Below are 15,370 nucleotides of genomic sequence, written 5' to 3'. Positions count from 1 at the left end.
GTCTGGTAGATGGGACTTTCACCCATATCAGACCGAGAGTTCAACCTTTTCCCATAATTGGATTAGGTTGGTTAGCTTATGTACGGACTGATTACCGTGATTCAGCTAACAACGAATCGCACCAAACTTTTGATTGTTCTTTTTGCCCAGATCAGCACTGTCTTTTTGCCTCTCATTCCATCCAAAAACAATAGTGCCGATTTTATTGTCTATGCAATGGTTGATGACAATTCTGGCAGCTTTATTAACAGCGTTTCGCATTTGACGGTTACGCTTTTCGGTAATCGCTGCAAGTCGGTTAGACCAAAAACCCTGGGGTTTTCCTTCTTTGATGTTGGCAACTGTTTTGTTATACCATTGGTTCAAAGATTTTAGATGTAATCCGTCGATTATGAAGGATGTTCCCACGTTGGAAACACAAGTTAACCAATTATCGATACCGTGGTCGATGCCAATTACTTTAGATTTGTCAATCTCAATAATCGACGTTTCAGTTTGATAAACAAACTCAGCATAAAATTGACGGTTTCTAGGGAGTATGCGAATTTCTTTAATGTCAGACCATTCCAGATTTGAAGGCATTGGTAAGAAAAATTCAGTTATCCCAAACCATGCTTTGACTTGATTACCTAGTGGAAACCTAATTAAATTATCTACTAATTTTAACCATTTTTTTGGGTACGTGACAGTAAATAAACCTCCGGGTTTTCTATAATTAGGTACTCTCGGTTTTTGGTTTAATTCCCCTTTTTTAGATTTTGCTAGTAATTGTTTAAATGATTTGAAAGCTTCACCAACACAAAAACCAAGTTTGTTGCATTGCCGAAGCATAGCCAGCATTAAAATGTTTATTGTTTCGTTCACTTGCTTATAGAGTATGACGAAAAAACACCTATCTGTGATGTTGTCAAAGCTTTTAAAGGCCGTAGTTCTAAGTTATTGAGAGAAGAGTTTCCAGAATTAAAAAAACTCCCGTCACTCTGGACTAGAAGCTATTTTTATGATACTTCGGGCAAGGTAAGCACTAGTAACGTGATGGCATATATAAACGATCCACACCATGAAAGACATTAATTTTGAATGCAGATAAATCTGCTCGTGTCGTTTTTCCACCCCGCTCGCTTCGTGACGGGGCTACCAAACTCCCGGATCTTTTTCGTGTATCTTTATTCATTCTTTCTTTCCTGTTCCCTGTCTCTGCGAGAAGTATGGCTAAAATTAATATTACCCGGACTCATAGCCAATGGAAAGAAGTAATTAAATATTCCTGGTACTTGAATTATTATGTAAAAATGATTTGTCCTTTAGTGATTATTAATCATGCATCAAAGTTCTGGTCGTTGGCGTTTGGGTCTAAGTTTATCACTGGTAACTGTCTTTTTATGGGGAGTTTTACCTCTAGCTTTGACGGTAACACTACAAGAGCTAGATGTCTACACCGTTATTTGGTTTCGCTTTTTAACTTCCTTCTTCTTACTGGCAATTTATTTGTTGTTTCAGCAACAATTACCAACCTTAGAACAATTACGTGCTACCTCTTGGCAATTATTAGTAGTTGCTACTATATTTTTAGCTGCTAACTATTTTCTATTTATGCAAGGTTTAGCATTGACCGCTCCAGCTAATGCTGAGGTGATCATTCAATTATCTAGTGTGTTATTAAGTTTCGGTGGATTAGTCATTTTTAACGAACGTTATACATTGTATCAATGGCTAGGTGTAGCTGTACTAACTTTGGGTTTTGCACTATTTTTTCATGCCCAATTAGTTAATCTTATCACAGCCAAAGGTGAATATTTACTAGGTAGCGGCTTGATTGTTTTCGGGGCAATAGCATGGGCTATCTATGCCTTATCACAAAAACAGTTATTGCAATCGTTATCTTCAGCAAACATTATGTTGATTATTTACGGTGGCTGTGCTTTATTATTCACGCCATTGGCAAAAACTCACACAATTCTCACCCTGGATACTTTCTATTTTTCAACTTTGATATTTTGCGCTTTAAATACCCTCGTCGCCTATGGTGCTTTTGCTGAATCTTTAGTACATTGGCAAGCCTCAAGAGTTGGTGCTGTATTAGCTTTAGCTCCGATTATTACTTTAATTTCCGGTTGGTTGATGTCCGTAGTTACTCCTAATATTATCTCTCTAGAAAATATTTCTTTAGTAGGTGTTACTGGAGCATTTTTTGTAGTTATTGGTTCTATATCTATTGCATTATGCAAACCTAATTAATAGGATTAATTAGCATTATTTAGATTTTATTAATCAGGAAAAATACATAATAAATACTGATGTAGATAATTCATGTATTTATTATAATCCTAAAAGAAGTCTTAGTAATTCAAAGCAAACTAATCGCAAACGGTCTGAAATTTTGTTTGTGTAGTCTGCGATAGGCGCTATTGAGAATAGTTTAACAGGGTGTTTGAATCACTACCAAAATTTGAGCCTCGCTCAACAACATCACCACAAAAGTTAAGCGATGAATATGTTTGGTAATTGGGGCAGCACCCTCATAAAAAATTCTCTAACACTGATTTTGTCCATATTGCTGCCAACATTTGGGATAAGTAACCCGGTTATGGCAGCAGAACAAATTCATGCTTCCTATTCAGCACTAGAAATTTCTATTCCTATTAGTGCCTTAGAAAGCTATGCAAAATATGGGATAATTAATGCAGATTTAGCAGGCTATTATCAATATATTCCTACAAACAAACTCCAAGAATTAAGGAAAATTTTAGTTCAACCACTGAAAATTAGTCCGGCTGTAACTTCCCAATTTCTTGACACCCAACAAGGGAAATTTATCTTACAAAGATTAGCAGGGTTAATTAAAACTAAATCTGATTATTCAAAATTTACTTCTGGGTCATTACGTACAGCTTTAATTGCTGCTGCTGCTGAACCGGAAGGATTAAATTTATTAAATTTATTACGCAAATATCCTCAAAATAATATTAAGATTGATGTGGCTTCCAGTCTAAAAGTTGCTGGTGAGTTAGAGAAAATGATCAACGATACGGAAACAACTATTTCCGCATTAATCCAAGCATCAAAATTAGAAGCTGATCAAATTTCTTATCCTAATTTTTCTCAATTACCAAGATTTTCAAATCCAGTAATTTTATCGACCAAGAAACAAACAATTAAGTTCTTTGATGTAGTCCGTAATCGGCATTTAACCACAGATATATATATTCCTAATAGCCAAAATCCTGTGCCTGTGATTGTGATTTCTCATGGGTTAGGTTTGGATAGTAGTAACTTTCGTTATTTAGCAAATCATTTAGCTAAACATGGGTTTGCTGTAGTAATTCCCAATCATCCTGGTAGCGATGCTAAACAATTAAAATCTTTAATAAATGGTAATAGTAATCAAGTTACACACCCTAATGAATTTAAAGATAGACCTTTAGATATAAAATATATTTTAGATCAATTAGAGTCAGATTCACAATTTCAGCAGCGGCTAAACTTACAACAGGTGGGAGTATTTGGTCAGTCTTTAGGAGGTTATACCGCCTTAGCTTTGGCGGGGGCAAAAATTAACTTTTCCCAACTACAAGCAGACTGTCATCCTGACAAATTGCGAAATACTTGGAATATGTCTTTATTGTTGCAATGTCGGGCTTTAGAATTGCCCAACCAGTCAGGACAAGATTACAATTTACAAGATACCAGAATCAAGGCGGCGATCGCTGTTAATCCGATTACCAGTTCTATTTTCGGACAAGCCGGGTTAAGCCAAATTCATACCCCAGTCATGATTGTCGGTAGTAGTGAAGACACAGTTGCCCCAACTTTATATGAGCAAATTGTCCCTTTTTCCTGGATTATTCATCCCGAAAAATACTTAGTTATGCTACTTGGTGGTACTCATTTTTCTACCATTGGTAATAGCAATCCTGACAGTACACAAATGGCATTACCAACAGATATGGTAGGTGATGCTTCCCAAGCCCATGATTACATGAATGCGTTAAGTTTACCCTTTTTTCAAACTTACATAGCCGGAAAACCAGAATATCTGCCTTATCTGAATGCTGCCTACGCTCAAAGTATTTCTAGTCAGTCCCTGGGTTTAAACCTTGTCCAGTCCCTTGATCATCTCAAATTAGCACCAATTTTAGGTAATCTTCAAGACAGCAAACCTGTTAAAAAGAAACTTGCTCATACTATCGTCCATTTTGGATTTTGGCTGCTAGGTATTGGTGTTTCTCTATTACATTTAATTTAGATCCCCGACTTCTTGAAGAAGTCGGGGATCTCTTATTTGTGTGAAAATAAAAAATCTCAACCCTAAAATCTAAACTTGTGCAAGGCTTTCTCAATTTAAACAAACCACTTGACTGGACTTCTCATGACTGCGTAGCCAAAGTCCGAAAACTACTGAGGATGAAACGAGTCGGACACGCAGGAACTTTAGATCCTAAAGCTACCGGAGTATTACCGATAGCCTTGGGTAAAGCCACCAGATTATTACAATATTTACCGGGAGAAAAGGCTTATCAAGCCACTGTCCGGCTAGGAATACAAACTACTACAGATGATTTAGAAGGGGAAATTATTACCTCTGCACCCTGTCCAGGATTAGATTTAGAAAATATCAAAACGTCCCTTTCCCAGTTTATCGGTAAAATTGAGCAAATCCCCCCCAGTTACAGCGCCATTCAAGTTGACGGCAAACGCCTCTATGATTTAGCCCGAAAAGGGGAAATAGTCGAAGTTCCGGTGCGAACAGTCGAAATTTCCCAAATTCAGGTATTAGACTGGCGAGACGGAGATTTTCCTGAATTAGATATAGCCATATCTTGTGGGGCGGGAACATATATTCGGGCGATCGCTCGTGATTTAGGTACAATACTCAACACAGGTGGCACTCTATCTGCCCTAATTCGCACACAAAGCAGCAGTTTCCAGCTTCCAACCAGTCTCAGCTTTACAGACTTAGCCACCGAAATCGAAAACAGCACATTTCAACCAATATCCGCAGACACACCATTACAACATCTCAAAGCCGTAAATCTAGCCCCAGAATCAGCTAAAAAATGGTGTCAAGGTCAAAAAATTCCCCTCAATCTGGTTATTGACGACTTTGTACGAGTTTATGAAACAGAAACCAATTTTTTAGGAATCGGGAAATTAGCACATGATTTATTAATCCCTCAAATGGTGTTTTTTGAATATCCCAATTAAAAATTAAATAGGGTTTGCTGATAACGTAGCGTAAGCCATAAAAGTTATCTGTGAGGGCTAGAAGTATGGCTAACGCCACGGTGCGCTATCAGGAGGTGGGGGCGCAGGGACTGCGCCCATTCGGGAGTATGGCTAACGCCACGCTGCGCTATCAGTAGGATTTAGAAGAAGTTATCAGTAATATCAAGTCTGGAAAACTTTTACTCTTGCCTATTGCCTATTGCCTTGCCCCAACGACAATTTTCAACGCCAACCTACTTAACCTGAAAAGGTTTTTGACATTCTCATGATAAGTTCATAATTCTCCTGATAAATTCACAGAAAATTCATAAAAATAGCATAATTTATCCTGTACATTACTGTTTTTCGGGAATTACTCTAATATACATTCGGGCGCATATAACCGTCGTGAGGAGTAGAATTTTGAGAAGGGCAAAATTTTTATGTATGTTATTACGCCCAAATTGGCTAAAGTTCATAGGTACAACTTTATTAAGCTATATATGGGCTATCACCGCTCTTTCAGTTACCCCTGCTTCTGCAACAAATGAAATAACTCCTAAAACCCATAGCAGTAAAGAATTAATAACTGATCAAGCTCAATTAAAGACTAACTTGCCGGATCTCCAAGATGTCTTAGCGAAAAACGTAGAGTCAGGGCGGAAGATTGAACCTCTACTTTATCAAAAACAATCATGGATCACTGCTCAAACAGATACTTCAGCACCAAATGATAAACGTCAACTTAATACTGATAAATTACGCCAATATTTACTAGTTGACCCTCTGGTCAAAGTAATTCCACTCAAACGTACTTACTCTCCTTCGCTTACCTTTGCTACACCAAGCGCCTTTGGAGCTACCTGGGGTGACGTTTTCCTAGGGGCATCCGCAGCAACCACTGGTAAAGCTAGAACTCAACCAGACGGGAGTATCAGTATGGGTTTTGGGTTAGGAGATGCCCGGAAACTAGTTGGTCTAGAACTTGGCTACAACATTGGTAGTATCAAAAATTTTGGCTACAACGGAACTTTTGACCTCAAAGCTAACCGCATTGTCTATGCTCAAGGCAACACTCAAATAGCTGCGGCTGCTGGCTGGAAGTCTTTTGCACAGCACGTTAAAGGGGAATCAGTTAGACCTTCCAGTGCCTATGGTGTAGTTACAAGTTACTCCCTATTAAAGCCTAACGATACTGTTAATAAAATGCCCATTTCCTTTTCCATAGGAGCCGGTGGTGGCGATTTTCGCACAGGTAATGCAAATACGGGTGTATTTGCTGGAGTTGGGGTACAAGTTCATCCCCAAATCGGTGTGGGTATGGGCTGGAGTGGAGTTGGTTTCAACGTTGGAGCTTCTTTCGTCCCTATATCTACTATTCCCTTGACAATTAATGCCGTAGGTGCAGATCTCACAGATACTAGCTTGGGCGGTACGGTATTTGTTCTCAGCATAGGCTATGGTTTCAATTTCTTACCCAAATAGATCTGGTTGAAAAAGTCTGAACACCTTATCTGTTATTGTTTCTACCTTTATTCAGCCAACCCTAAATAAACACTTCAATCCTGATAAAATCACCATGTTAAAAATCAGAACTTTTATTCTGGCTCTCACTCTCACTCCCCTACTGGCAATCAATTGGCAGCAACCAAGCCAATCCCAAACTTCACCTAGTCTGGGTACAGCAGGTGGTATGAGTGGTGGTGGAAACATTGGACCAATTAATACGAGTCCTAGTGTGGGGACTGGTGGGAGCATAAGTGGTGGTGGCACTACTGGCTCCAATGGTAATACTGATTCCAATCCCGATGATAATACGAGTCCTAGTGTGGGAACTGGCGGGGGCATGAGTGGTGGTGGCACTACTGGCTCCAATGGTAATACTGATTCCAATCCCGATGATAATACGAGTCCTAGTGTGGGGACTGGTGGGAGCATGAGTGGTGGTGGCACTACTGGCTCTGGTAATACAAGTCCTAGTGTGGGGAATGCCGGAGGTCAAAGTGGCAGTCCTGTTACCATTGTCCGCACATCACGAGGAAATTCACTTAGAATTACAGCAGAGCGTCAAGACAAACTCAATCGTGTTGCCATCAGTATATTCACCAAGGAAAATAGTAAAGTTATTGTAGCTTTCAGGCAACCGGAAGCAATCAGACGAGGTGAATCGAATAGATTTACGGAGATATTAAGGCAGGCTGGTGTTAGTCCAGCATTGGCAAGACGATTTATATTCACCTTGATTAGAATCATCCCTGCTCCCCGTCCTACTACACAAAGTTCCAGTTCAGTTCAGTTACCAAAAAAATATTTAGTGGCCAGCACTAAAGCTTTAAAATTTAGCCCAGTTATTGCCCAAACGGCTGATGCTACTTTAGCAAGCGTAGAGGTAGATATCAACGATTTGCATAATGCTATTAATACCTACAACCAAATTATCCAAGAAAGCAGTCCGGTGACTTTGCAACAGCTTTCAGAAAACCAAGATTTTGTGGAAATTGGTAAGGTGCTAAAAGAATTGAGAGCAGCGGTCAACTAGTAGTCTGTCAACCCGAAAATGACGGGTGAAGGCAAGCAGGGGGAGAAGAGAGGCACCGGGGGTAGGGGAGGGAAGAACAGAAGTTTTTTCCCGATCATTGTCAAAATAAATTTGACGAACTACTAGTCTCAAACATAATTAAGAGAACTCCACAAAAAGAAATGCCCAATGTCATTCTGTTAGCGCAGCGTGCCAGAGGCATTACGAAACGAAGTGTAGTGAAGAATCTCTTGAGATGTTTCGCTATGGCTAACGCCACGCTCCGCGAACGCTGCACTCAGCATGACAAAACAGGATCATTTATTTTGTGGCTTACTCTAATTAAACACTCACAAAAAATAACGGGGAGACACAAGAGCTTCTCCGTTATTTTTTGTTAATTTGAGAAAGTTACACAAAAAAGTTAACTACTATGGCGTAAGTCCCCCACTGAATTTGGTACTCCGAATCAGTGGCGGGAAAAACCGAAATCGTTCTCAATCAATACGAGGCATAGCCGAGTAAGAGCAAAGAACATTTGAGGGTTTTCCAATATTATAAGAAAATAGGCTAAAAACCCTTGAGGGCAAGTTTTGGAGCGTGGCGGAAAAACTTAACTGTCCTTTCTTTAGGCAAGGGATGAAAGCCAACTAGAGGCTGTCTTCCTCCAGTGACTTGTGTTATCCTAATGATCACAGGAAAGGTAATCAACCTGTCTAAAAACTTCACTGCCTAACGGTAATCTGTACCTTGGCAATTAAATCTATGCGGTTCTACTGCATTGTTCTAGTTCCCTCCTAGCAGTAGGTAAAAGATTTATAGGACTAGACGAATCAGAATTTTTGAAACAGAAAAGTTTCATCCTCAACAGGACTTGCAGTCATGCAACTACGGTCGGGCAGACCGAAAGTTAACGCTTGGGGAGAGTCCCACCTCTGAGCTATAGGCTTTTTAACGATTTAGAATGGTTGGTTTATTTATTTATGCCGTGTTGTACTAGTTTAAGTGGTCTCGTTGAACCAAGAATCCCCGTGTCTTTAGACCGGGGAGTGTCAAGTATAATACCTTTACCAAAAATAATATATCATGCTAAAATGGATGTATCAAGAAGGTGATTTGATTGATGCACAAGGCTGTTCAAGTTCGTATATACCCATCAAAAGAACAAGAAACACAACTAGCTCAAACATTTGGATGCGCTAGATGGTGGTGGAATTATGCTCTAAATAAGTCAATTGAGACTTACAAAGAGACGGGTAAAGGACTTAGCCGTGCTGCACTCAACGCATTTCTTCCTATTCTCAAAAAAGCAGAAGATACTATTTGGCTAGGTGATTGTTACAGTCAAGTTTTACAGGCTACAACACTAAATCTAACTACAGCGTATAAAAACTTTTTTGATAAACGTGCGGGGTTTCCTAAGTTCAAATCTAAACATGGAAAACAGTCTATTCAATATCCTCAAAATGTCAAAATTGTAAATGGCAATGTCAAGCTTCCAGGTAATATTGGGATAGTCAAAGCTAAGATACATAGACCGATTGAGGGAAAAATTAAGACTGTCGCTATTAGTAAAACACCATCAGGTAAATATTTTGCATCTATCCTGACTGAAGTAGAACGTGTTTCGACTCCGCTAAACACAAGCGAAAATCCAACTATTTCCGAAGGAAAGATTTACGGTGTTGATTTAGGATTAAAACATTTTGCTGTTGTCACTGATGGTGACAAGGTTTCTAAATACGATAACCCTAAACACCTTGCCAAGCACGAAAAAAACCTTAAACGCAAACAGAAAAAATTAGCACGTAAACAAAAGGGAAGTAAATCAAGAAATAGATATAGAAAAGTTGTTGCCAAGGTGTACGAACGAGTTAGCAATTCGCGGCAAGATTTTCTACATAAACTTAGTTATAAGTTGGTCAGCGATAGCCAAGCTGTCATAGTAGAGAATCTTCATGTCTTGGGCATGGTTCGTAATCACAATTTGGCAAAATCAATATCTGATGCAGGATGGGGAACATTCACCAATTTTTTAGCCTATAAGCTAGAACGCAAAGGTGGGAAATTAGTGGAGATTGATAGATGGTTTCCTAGTTCTAAACTCTGTTCTAATTGTTTCTATCAAATTGGTGATATGCCACTAGATGTCCGTGAATGGACTTGTCCTCATTGTGGTATTCATCATGATCGTGATGGCAATGCAGCGATAAATATTAGGGCAGAGGGTATCAGAATCATCAAGGCGGAAGGTTCAGCCGTCTCTGCTGTAGGAGGGGGGATAAGACCAAAACTGGGGCGAAAGTCTAAGTTGCGGCACTCCCCCGTGAGTACAGAAGCCAGCACTGTACTTGGTACTCCAAGTCAGTGTGGGTAGTTCACGTTGATAATAGGCGAAGATAACGGGGAAATAAAAGTGAGTCCTGGATTTGATTACGATTTAGTGATTATCGGCGCTGGTGTGGGCGGACATGGTGCTGCTTTACACGCTATCAGTTGCGGTCTGAAAACGGCGATTATTGAAGCTGGAGATATGGGAGGAACTTGTGTAAACAGGGGTTGTATTCCTTCTAAGGCATTACTGGCGGCTTCAGGAAAGGTGAGGGAATTACGTAATGCCCATCATCTCAAGTCTTTGGGAATTCAAATTGGTAATGTGGAGTTTGAACGACAAGCGATCGCTGATCATGCTAACAATCTCGTTGCCAAAATTCAAGGGGACTTAACCAACAGTCTCAAGCGCTTGGGAGTGGAGATTATTCGGGGTTGGGGTAAGGTGTCTGGTACACAAAAAGTTACCATCACCACAGACAAAGGTGAGAAAACCATCACAGCCCAAGATATTATCCTTTCGCCTGGTTCTGTTCCCTTCGTTCCTCCCGGAATTGAAGTAGACGGCAAAACCGTATTTACCAGTGACCAAGGCGTTAAATTAGAAACTCTACCCAAGTGGGTGGCGATTATTGGTAGCGGTTACATTGGCTTAGAATTTTCTGATGTTTACTCGGCTTTAGGTTGTGAAATCACCTTAATTGAAGCCCTGAGTGAGTTAATGCCAGGATTTGATCGAGACATTGCTAAACTGGCAGAACGGGTCTTAATTAACCCCCGTGATATTGAAACTAAGGTCGGTATCTACGCTAAAAAAATTATTCCTGGTTCACCAGTAATCATTGAGTTGGCTGACTTTGAAACTAAGGAAGATTTAGAAGTTCTTGAAGTTGATGCTTGTTTGGTCGCTACCGGTCGCGTTCCAGCTACGCAAAATCTTGGGTTAGATTCTGTGGGAGTCGCTCTTGATCGCCGTAATTTTATTCCTGTAAATGATAATATGGCGGTATTATCAGACGGGGAGGTTATCCCCCATCTCTGGGCTATTGGTGATGCTACTGGCAAAATGATGTTGGCTCATACAGCATCGGCTCAAGGTATTATTGCTGTAGAAAATATGATGGGTCGTCACAAAACTGTTGACTACCGCAGTATTCCCGCCGCCGCTTTTACCCATCCAGAAGTTAGCTATGTGGGCTTGACTGAAACAGCCGCCCATGCTTTGGGTTTAACTGAAGGTTTTGAAGTCGCCACCAGTAAGAGTTACTTTAAAGGTAATTCCAAGGCTTTGGCGGAAAATGATACTGATGGAATGACCAAGGTAATTTATCGTAAAGATACTGGCGAGGTTTTAGGTGTACATATCTTTGGTCCCCACGCCTCAGATCTAATTCATGAAGCCGCCGCCGCTATTGCCAGTCGTCAATCTGTCCAAACTCTTGCTTACCTAGTTCACGCTCATCCAACTCTTTCAGAAGTTTTAGATGAAGCTTATAAACGAGCATTGGTTAGTTAATAGAAGAATTAAGGAGTTACAGGTCATAGGTAATGGGGAAGAGAAAAATTTTCTTTCTTCTTGATTCTTCTTTCTGAACTCCTGACTCGGTGACTCCTAACTCCTGACTCGGTGACTCGGTGACTCCTTCTTCTGACTCGGTGACTCCTTCTTCTGACTCGGTGACTCCTTCTTCTGACTCCTGACAAAGGGCGCAGTCCCTGCGCCCCTACCTTCTGAAATCCTTAAAAAATATGCAAATCCGTCGTCGTTCACCTAGCACAGTTATTAATATTTCTATACTTCAATATCGATCTGCTATAGAAGGGGCTGCACCAAATAATATTTTAGAAGAAATTGTCTGGCAGAAAGAAACAGAAGTTGGGCAAATGCGAGAAAGGCTACCTTTGCGGGAATTGCAAACACAAGCCCTATCAGCACCACCAATTCGTGATTTTGCGGCTGCTTTACGTCAAGGTAAAACTCATCCGGCTTTAATTGCTGAAGTTAAAAAAGCTTCTCCCAGTAAAGGGGTATTTAGGGAGGATTTTAACCCAGTAGCGATCGCTCAATCTTATCAAAAAGGTGGAGCTAGTTGTCTTTCTGTTCTCACAGATGTTAAATTTTTCCAAGGTAGTTTTGAAAATCTATCCTTAGTCCGTTCAGCAGTAGATTTACCTTTGCTGTGCAAGGATTTTATTATCTATCCTTACCAAATGTATTGGGCGCGAATTCATGGAGCAGACGCAGTTTTATTAATAGCAGCCATCCTTAATGATCAAGATTTGCAATACTTTATCAAAATTGCTCATAACCTGAAAATGGCAACTTTAATAGAAGTACATAATTTAGAAGAACTAGATCGAGTTTTAGCTTTAGATGGTGTTTCTTTAATTGGCATTAATAATCGCAATTTAGAAGATTTTTCTGTTGATTTACAAACAACTTGTCAATTACTCACAGCTAGGGGTGAACAGTTACAAGCAAAAAACATTCTTGTAGTCAGCGAATCAGGATTGCATCACCCAGAGGATTTAAGTATAGTTAAAAAAGCAGGTGCATCCGCTGTACTGATTGGTGAATCCTTGGTAAGACAACCAGATCCTCAATTAGCAATAGCCAATCTCTTTGCTTAATTACAGTCTTAAATTCCATATAAGTAATTGGACAAAAATATTTACAGTCATTGCGAGCGAAGGGAAGCAATCACAACCCTGGCGATTGCTTCATTTCGATTCGTTCCATTCCCAATGACATTGTGTAATTAATTCTGTCTCACTACTTAAAACAAGGGTTACGAAAAAGGGAACAGGGAACAGAAAAAACTAAAGTTTCAGATTTTAAAGCCTAGTCAAGAATCAGTATTTCCATCTCATGTTTTTAAACATGAGTTTTTTTGTTACCTGTTGCTTCTTCCTCTAAAATTCTCATTTTTCCCGGCTATCTCTTTCTGAATAACTGCAATTATTTATTTCTTGTGTAAGAATTAATTTGGGGTTAACAAAACTTTAAATAAGTAAAAAATTAAACATCCCTAAGTTTCAACTTCATAATAAACTACATGGAGCCAATTCCTTTACCTTCTCCTATCCATTACGAACTTATACTTCAAATTTTAGAAAGACAAACCATGACTTCTCTAGGTCAAAACGAAGACCTACGCAATCAAGTTAACCAACTAATTATTACCCTGCGAAAAGCTGCATCCCAACAAAAGCGACTAGAAGAAAGTTTTCAATCGTCCTCTCTGATCATTGATCACCGTTGGTCTATTAACCATTTTGGTGATAAAGTAGATTGCTCATGATGAATGTCTATTTCCATTTAGACAAAACTCAGCCCTGCAAAAGTGGGGCTGATTAATACAGTTTTAAACTGGCATTCCTACGAAAAATTTGAGTAGGTTTTTTTGTGTTTTTATCCCCTAGAGGGGTTAATTTGTATTGTATTGAAATTTTCAACTAGGACACAAACATGGACGATAAATTGATGCTGATGATTCCTGGTCCTACCCCAGTTCCAGAAGCAGCTTTACTAGCATTAGCTAAACACCCTATTGGTCACCGCAGCGGTGAATTTAGTAGCATGATGGCAGAGGTGACAGAAAACCTCAAATGGCTACATCAAACCAGCAGTGATGTATTGATGCTAAATGTCAGTGGGACTGGGGCTGTAGAAGCGGGAATGATTAATTTTCTTTCTCCAGGCGATCGCATTTTAGTCGGTTCTAATGGTAAATTCGGTGAACGTTGGGTAGAAGTTGGTCAAGCCTTTGGCTTAAATGTAGAAGCAATCACCGCAGAATGGGGACAACCCTTAGACCCAGCCCAATTTGCAGCCAAACTGCAAACTGATACCAACAAAGAAATTAAAGCCGTCATTATCACCCACAGCGAAACCTCAACAGGTGTCATTAATGATCTAGAAGCCATCAACTGCCACGTTAAAGAACATGGAGAGGCTTTAATTATTGTTGATGCTGTCACCAGTTTAGGGGCTTACAACGTCCCTGTAGATGCTTGGGGTTTAGACGTAGTTGCTTCTGGTTCACAAAAAGGTTACATGATTCCTCCCGGTTTAGGATTTGTCTCCGTCAGTCCTAAAGCCTGGGAAGCCTACAAAACCGCAAAATTGCCTAAGTATTATTTAGACTTAGGGAAATATCGTAAAGCCACCGCTAAAAATACCACTCCCTTTACCCCTCCCGTCAACTTAATGGTGGCACTACATACCACCTTAGGCATGATGAAAAAAGAAGGATTAGAATCCATCTTTACCCGTCATGAACGCCAAAAAAATGCTACTCGTGCAGCAATGAAAGCATTAAATTTATCACTGTTTGCCGCAGATGAATGTGCCAGTCCTGCCATTACCGCTGTAGCTACTCCAGGCATCGAAACCGATAAAATTCGTTCTTTAATGAAAAAACGGTTTGATATTGCTTTAGCAGGTGGACAAGACCACTTAAGTAATAAAATTTTCCGCATAGGTCACTTAGGTTTTGTGAGCGATCGAGACATTCTGAGTTGTATCGCTTCCCTAGAAGTTGTCCTTCCACAAGTTGGTCATGAAAACTTCACCCCCGGTGCTGGTATAGCAGCAGCAGCAAAAGTTTTTGCCCAATAGTTAGTGGGTAATGGGTAATGGGTAATGGGTAATGGGTAATGGGTAAATTCTGCCCCTAGTCCCTGCCCCATGCCTCTTCCCTACGCTGTTTCTAGCCAATCATAAATTTGTTCCAACTGTTCTAGCGTAATTAACCCATATTGCCAAAGAGTCATAGTTAAAGAACCAGGATCTTGATCACGGTTACGTAATGCGACAGCGAGGGAAGCAGCGGAAATTGCCAAATCTTCCTGGAGAAAATTAATTAGCCGAGAATATCTTGATGGTGTCATTTGTATCTCACCTCCTTGAGTAGAATTGATGATCATAGGTTGTTTATCTAATTTTGTGGGTATTGTATAGCCAGTATTTTATGTGTCACCTTGCTATGAGTAGATTGGAGATCCAAGGTTGTATAAAAAAAGTATATTTTTTTCTAAATAACCCTTTTGTAAAGCATTAATCTATCTGGATCTACTACTAGACCAAGGTAATTAAAATCACGAAGCAATTTCTACTACAGTGATTTGTGTATCCCATCAGGATGATATTTAGGTAATACTTCAACCATGATGTTAGTGGTGACACTAACATCCTCTAGTAGTCTGTCAACCCGAAAATGATCGGTAAAGGCAAGCAGGGGGAGAAGAGAGGCACCGGGGGCAGGGGAGGGAAGAACAGAAGTTTTTTCCGATCATTATTCGTCAAAATAAATT

12 protein-coding genes and 1 pseudogene are annotated in these 15,370 nt (G+C 39.9%); 11 read left to right on the top strand and 2 right to left on the bottom strand.

Features of this window, described 5'->3' with window-relative positions; translation table 11 throughout:
• Positions 1 to 105: 105 nt before the first annotated feature.
• Positions 106 to 582: a transposase gene (locus tag IQ228_RS27380; RefSeq protein ID WP_370566848.1), complete on the bottom strand. Its 477-nt coding sequence runs from the start codon at positions 580 to 582 to the stop codon at positions 106 to 108.
• 276 nt (positions 583 to 858) lie between these two features.
• On the opposite strand from IQ228_RS27380, the pseudogene tnpA reads away from it, so the two are divergent.
• The 11 genes and pseudogenes from tnpA to IQ228_RS08345 form a co-directional block, all read left to right on the top strand.
• Positions 859 to 1,074, top strand: a pseudogene (gene tnpA, locus IQ228_RS08395) (IS200/IS605 family transposase); the annotation flags it as partial.
• 246 nt (positions 1,075 to 1,320) lie between these two features.
• On the top strand, positions 1,321 to 2,238 hold the full coding sequence (locus tag IQ228_RS08390) for a DMT family transporter (RefSeq protein WP_193962606.1): 918 nt from the start codon (positions 1,321 to 1,323) through the stop codon (positions 2,236 to 2,238).
• Positions 2,239 to 2,488: 250 nt separating this feature from the next.
• Positions 2,489 to 4,246, top strand: coding sequence for an alpha/beta hydrolase (locus IQ228_RS08385; protein WP_193962605.1), 1,758 nt, complete (start codon positions 2,489 to 2,491; stop codon positions 4,244 to 4,246).
• A 77-nt stretch (positions 4,247 to 4,323) separates the two neighbouring features.
• Entirely contained in the window at positions 4,324 to 5,205 is an 882-nt protein-coding gene (truB, locus tag IQ228_RS08380; RefSeq protein ID WP_193962604.1) for a tRNA pseudouridine(55) synthase TruB, read from the top strand.
• Between the two features lie 447 nt (positions 5,206 to 5,652).
• The gene (locus IQ228_RS08375; RefSeq protein ID WP_228043761.1) at positions 5,653 to 6,690 is read left to right on the top strand and encodes a hypothetical protein; all 1,038 of its coding nucleotides are present in this window, start codon (positions 5,653 to 5,655) and stop codon (positions 6,688 to 6,690) included.
• Between the two features lie 94 nt (positions 6,691 to 6,784).
• Positions 6,785 to 7,744, top strand: a complete 960-nt coding sequence (locus IQ228_RS08370; protein ID WP_051424216.1) for a hypothetical protein — start codon at positions 6,785 to 6,787, stop codon at positions 7,742 to 7,744.
• Between the two features lie 1,099 nt (positions 7,745 to 8,843).
• The gene (locus IQ228_RS08365) at positions 8,844 to 10,100 is read left to right on the top strand and encodes an RNA-guided endonuclease TnpB family protein (RefSeq protein ID WP_027400950.1); all 1,257 of its coding nucleotides are present in this window, start codon (positions 8,844 to 8,846) and stop codon (positions 10,098 to 10,100) included.
• 39 nt (positions 10,101 to 10,139) lie between these two features.
• Positions 10,140 to 11,570 carry a dihydrolipoyl dehydrogenase gene (lpdA, locus tag IQ228_RS08360; protein ID WP_027400949.1) on the top strand — a complete coding sequence of 477 codons (1,431 nt, stop codon included), beginning with the start codon at positions 10,140 to 10,142 and terminating at the stop codon, positions 11,568 to 11,570.
• A 233-nt stretch (positions 11,571 to 11,803) separates the two neighbouring features.
• Positions 11,804 to 12,685 carry an indole-3-glycerol phosphate synthase TrpC gene (trpC, locus tag IQ228_RS08355; protein WP_027400948.1) on the top strand — a complete coding sequence of 294 codons (882 nt, stop codon included), beginning with the start codon at positions 11,804 to 11,806 and terminating at the stop codon, positions 12,683 to 12,685.
• 425 nt (positions 12,686 to 13,110) lie between these two features.
• Entirely contained in the window at positions 13,111 to 13,356 is a 246-nt protein-coding gene (locus tag IQ228_RS08350; protein WP_027400947.1) for a DUF5340 domain-containing protein, read from the top strand.
• A 167-nt stretch (positions 13,357 to 13,523) separates the two neighbouring features.
• The gene (locus tag IQ228_RS08345) at positions 13,524 to 14,675 is read left to right on the top strand and encodes an alanine--glyoxylate aminotransferase family protein (RefSeq protein WP_193962603.1); all 1,152 of its coding nucleotides are present in this window, start codon (positions 13,524 to 13,526) and stop codon (positions 14,673 to 14,675) included.
• An 80-nt stretch (positions 14,676 to 14,755) separates the two neighbouring features.
• Here IQ228_RS08345 and IQ228_RS08340 read toward each other — a convergent pair whose 3' ends face one another.
• Positions 14,756 to 14,983: a DUF2949 domain-containing protein gene (locus IQ228_RS08340; protein WP_027400945.1), complete on the bottom strand. Its 228-nt coding sequence runs from the start codon at positions 14,981 to 14,983 to the stop codon at positions 14,756 to 14,758.
• Between the last annotated feature and the right edge of the window lie 387 nt (positions 14,984 to 15,370).

This window comes from Dolichospermum sp. LEGE 00246 (assembly GCF_015207865.1).
GTDB classification, from domain to species: Bacteria; Cyanobacteriota; Cyanobacteriia; order Cyanobacteriales; family Nostocaceae; genus Dolichospermum; species Dolichospermum heterosporum.
Note: the sequence above shows the minus strand (reverse complement) of the source record. Positions and strands in the feature narration are given on the sequence as shown.

Excerpts from the sequence above, each read along its gene's own strand:
- IQ228_RS08370 (WP_051424216.1), top strand. The coding sequence starts at position 6,785 with ATGTTAAAAATCAGAACTTTTATTCTGGCTCTCACTCTCACTCCCCTA.
- IQ228_RS08350 (WP_027400947.1), top strand. The coding sequence starts at position 13,111 with ATGGAGCCAATTCCTTTACCTTCTCCTATCCATTACGAACTTATACTT.
- IQ228_RS08385 (WP_193962605.1), top strand. The coding sequence starts at position 2,489 with ATGAATATGTTTGGTAATTGGGGCAGCACCCTCATAAAAAATTCTCTA.
- IQ228_RS08390 (WP_193962606.1), top strand. The coding sequence starts at position 1,321 with ATGCATCAAAGTTCTGGTCGTTGGCGTTTGGGTCTAAGTTTATCACTG.
- IQ228_RS27380 (WP_370566848.1), bottom strand. The coding sequence starts at position 582 with ATGCCTTCAAATCTGGAATGGTCTGACATTAAAGAAATTCGCATACTC.
- IQ228_RS08375 (WP_228043761.1), top strand. The coding sequence starts at position 5,653 with ATGTTATTACGCCCAAATTGGCTAAAGTTCATAGGTACAACTTTATTA.
- IQ228_RS08345 (WP_193962603.1), top strand. The coding sequence starts at position 13,524 with ATGGACGATAAATTGATGCTGATGATTCCTGGTCCTACCCCAGTTCCA.
- IQ228_RS08340 (WP_027400945.1), bottom strand. The coding sequence starts at position 14,983 with ATGATCATCAATTCTACTCAAGGAGGTGAGATACAAATGACACCATCA.
- trpC (WP_027400948.1), top strand. The coding sequence starts at position 11,804 with ATGCAAATCCGTCGTCGTTCACCTAGCACAGTTATTAATATTTCTATA.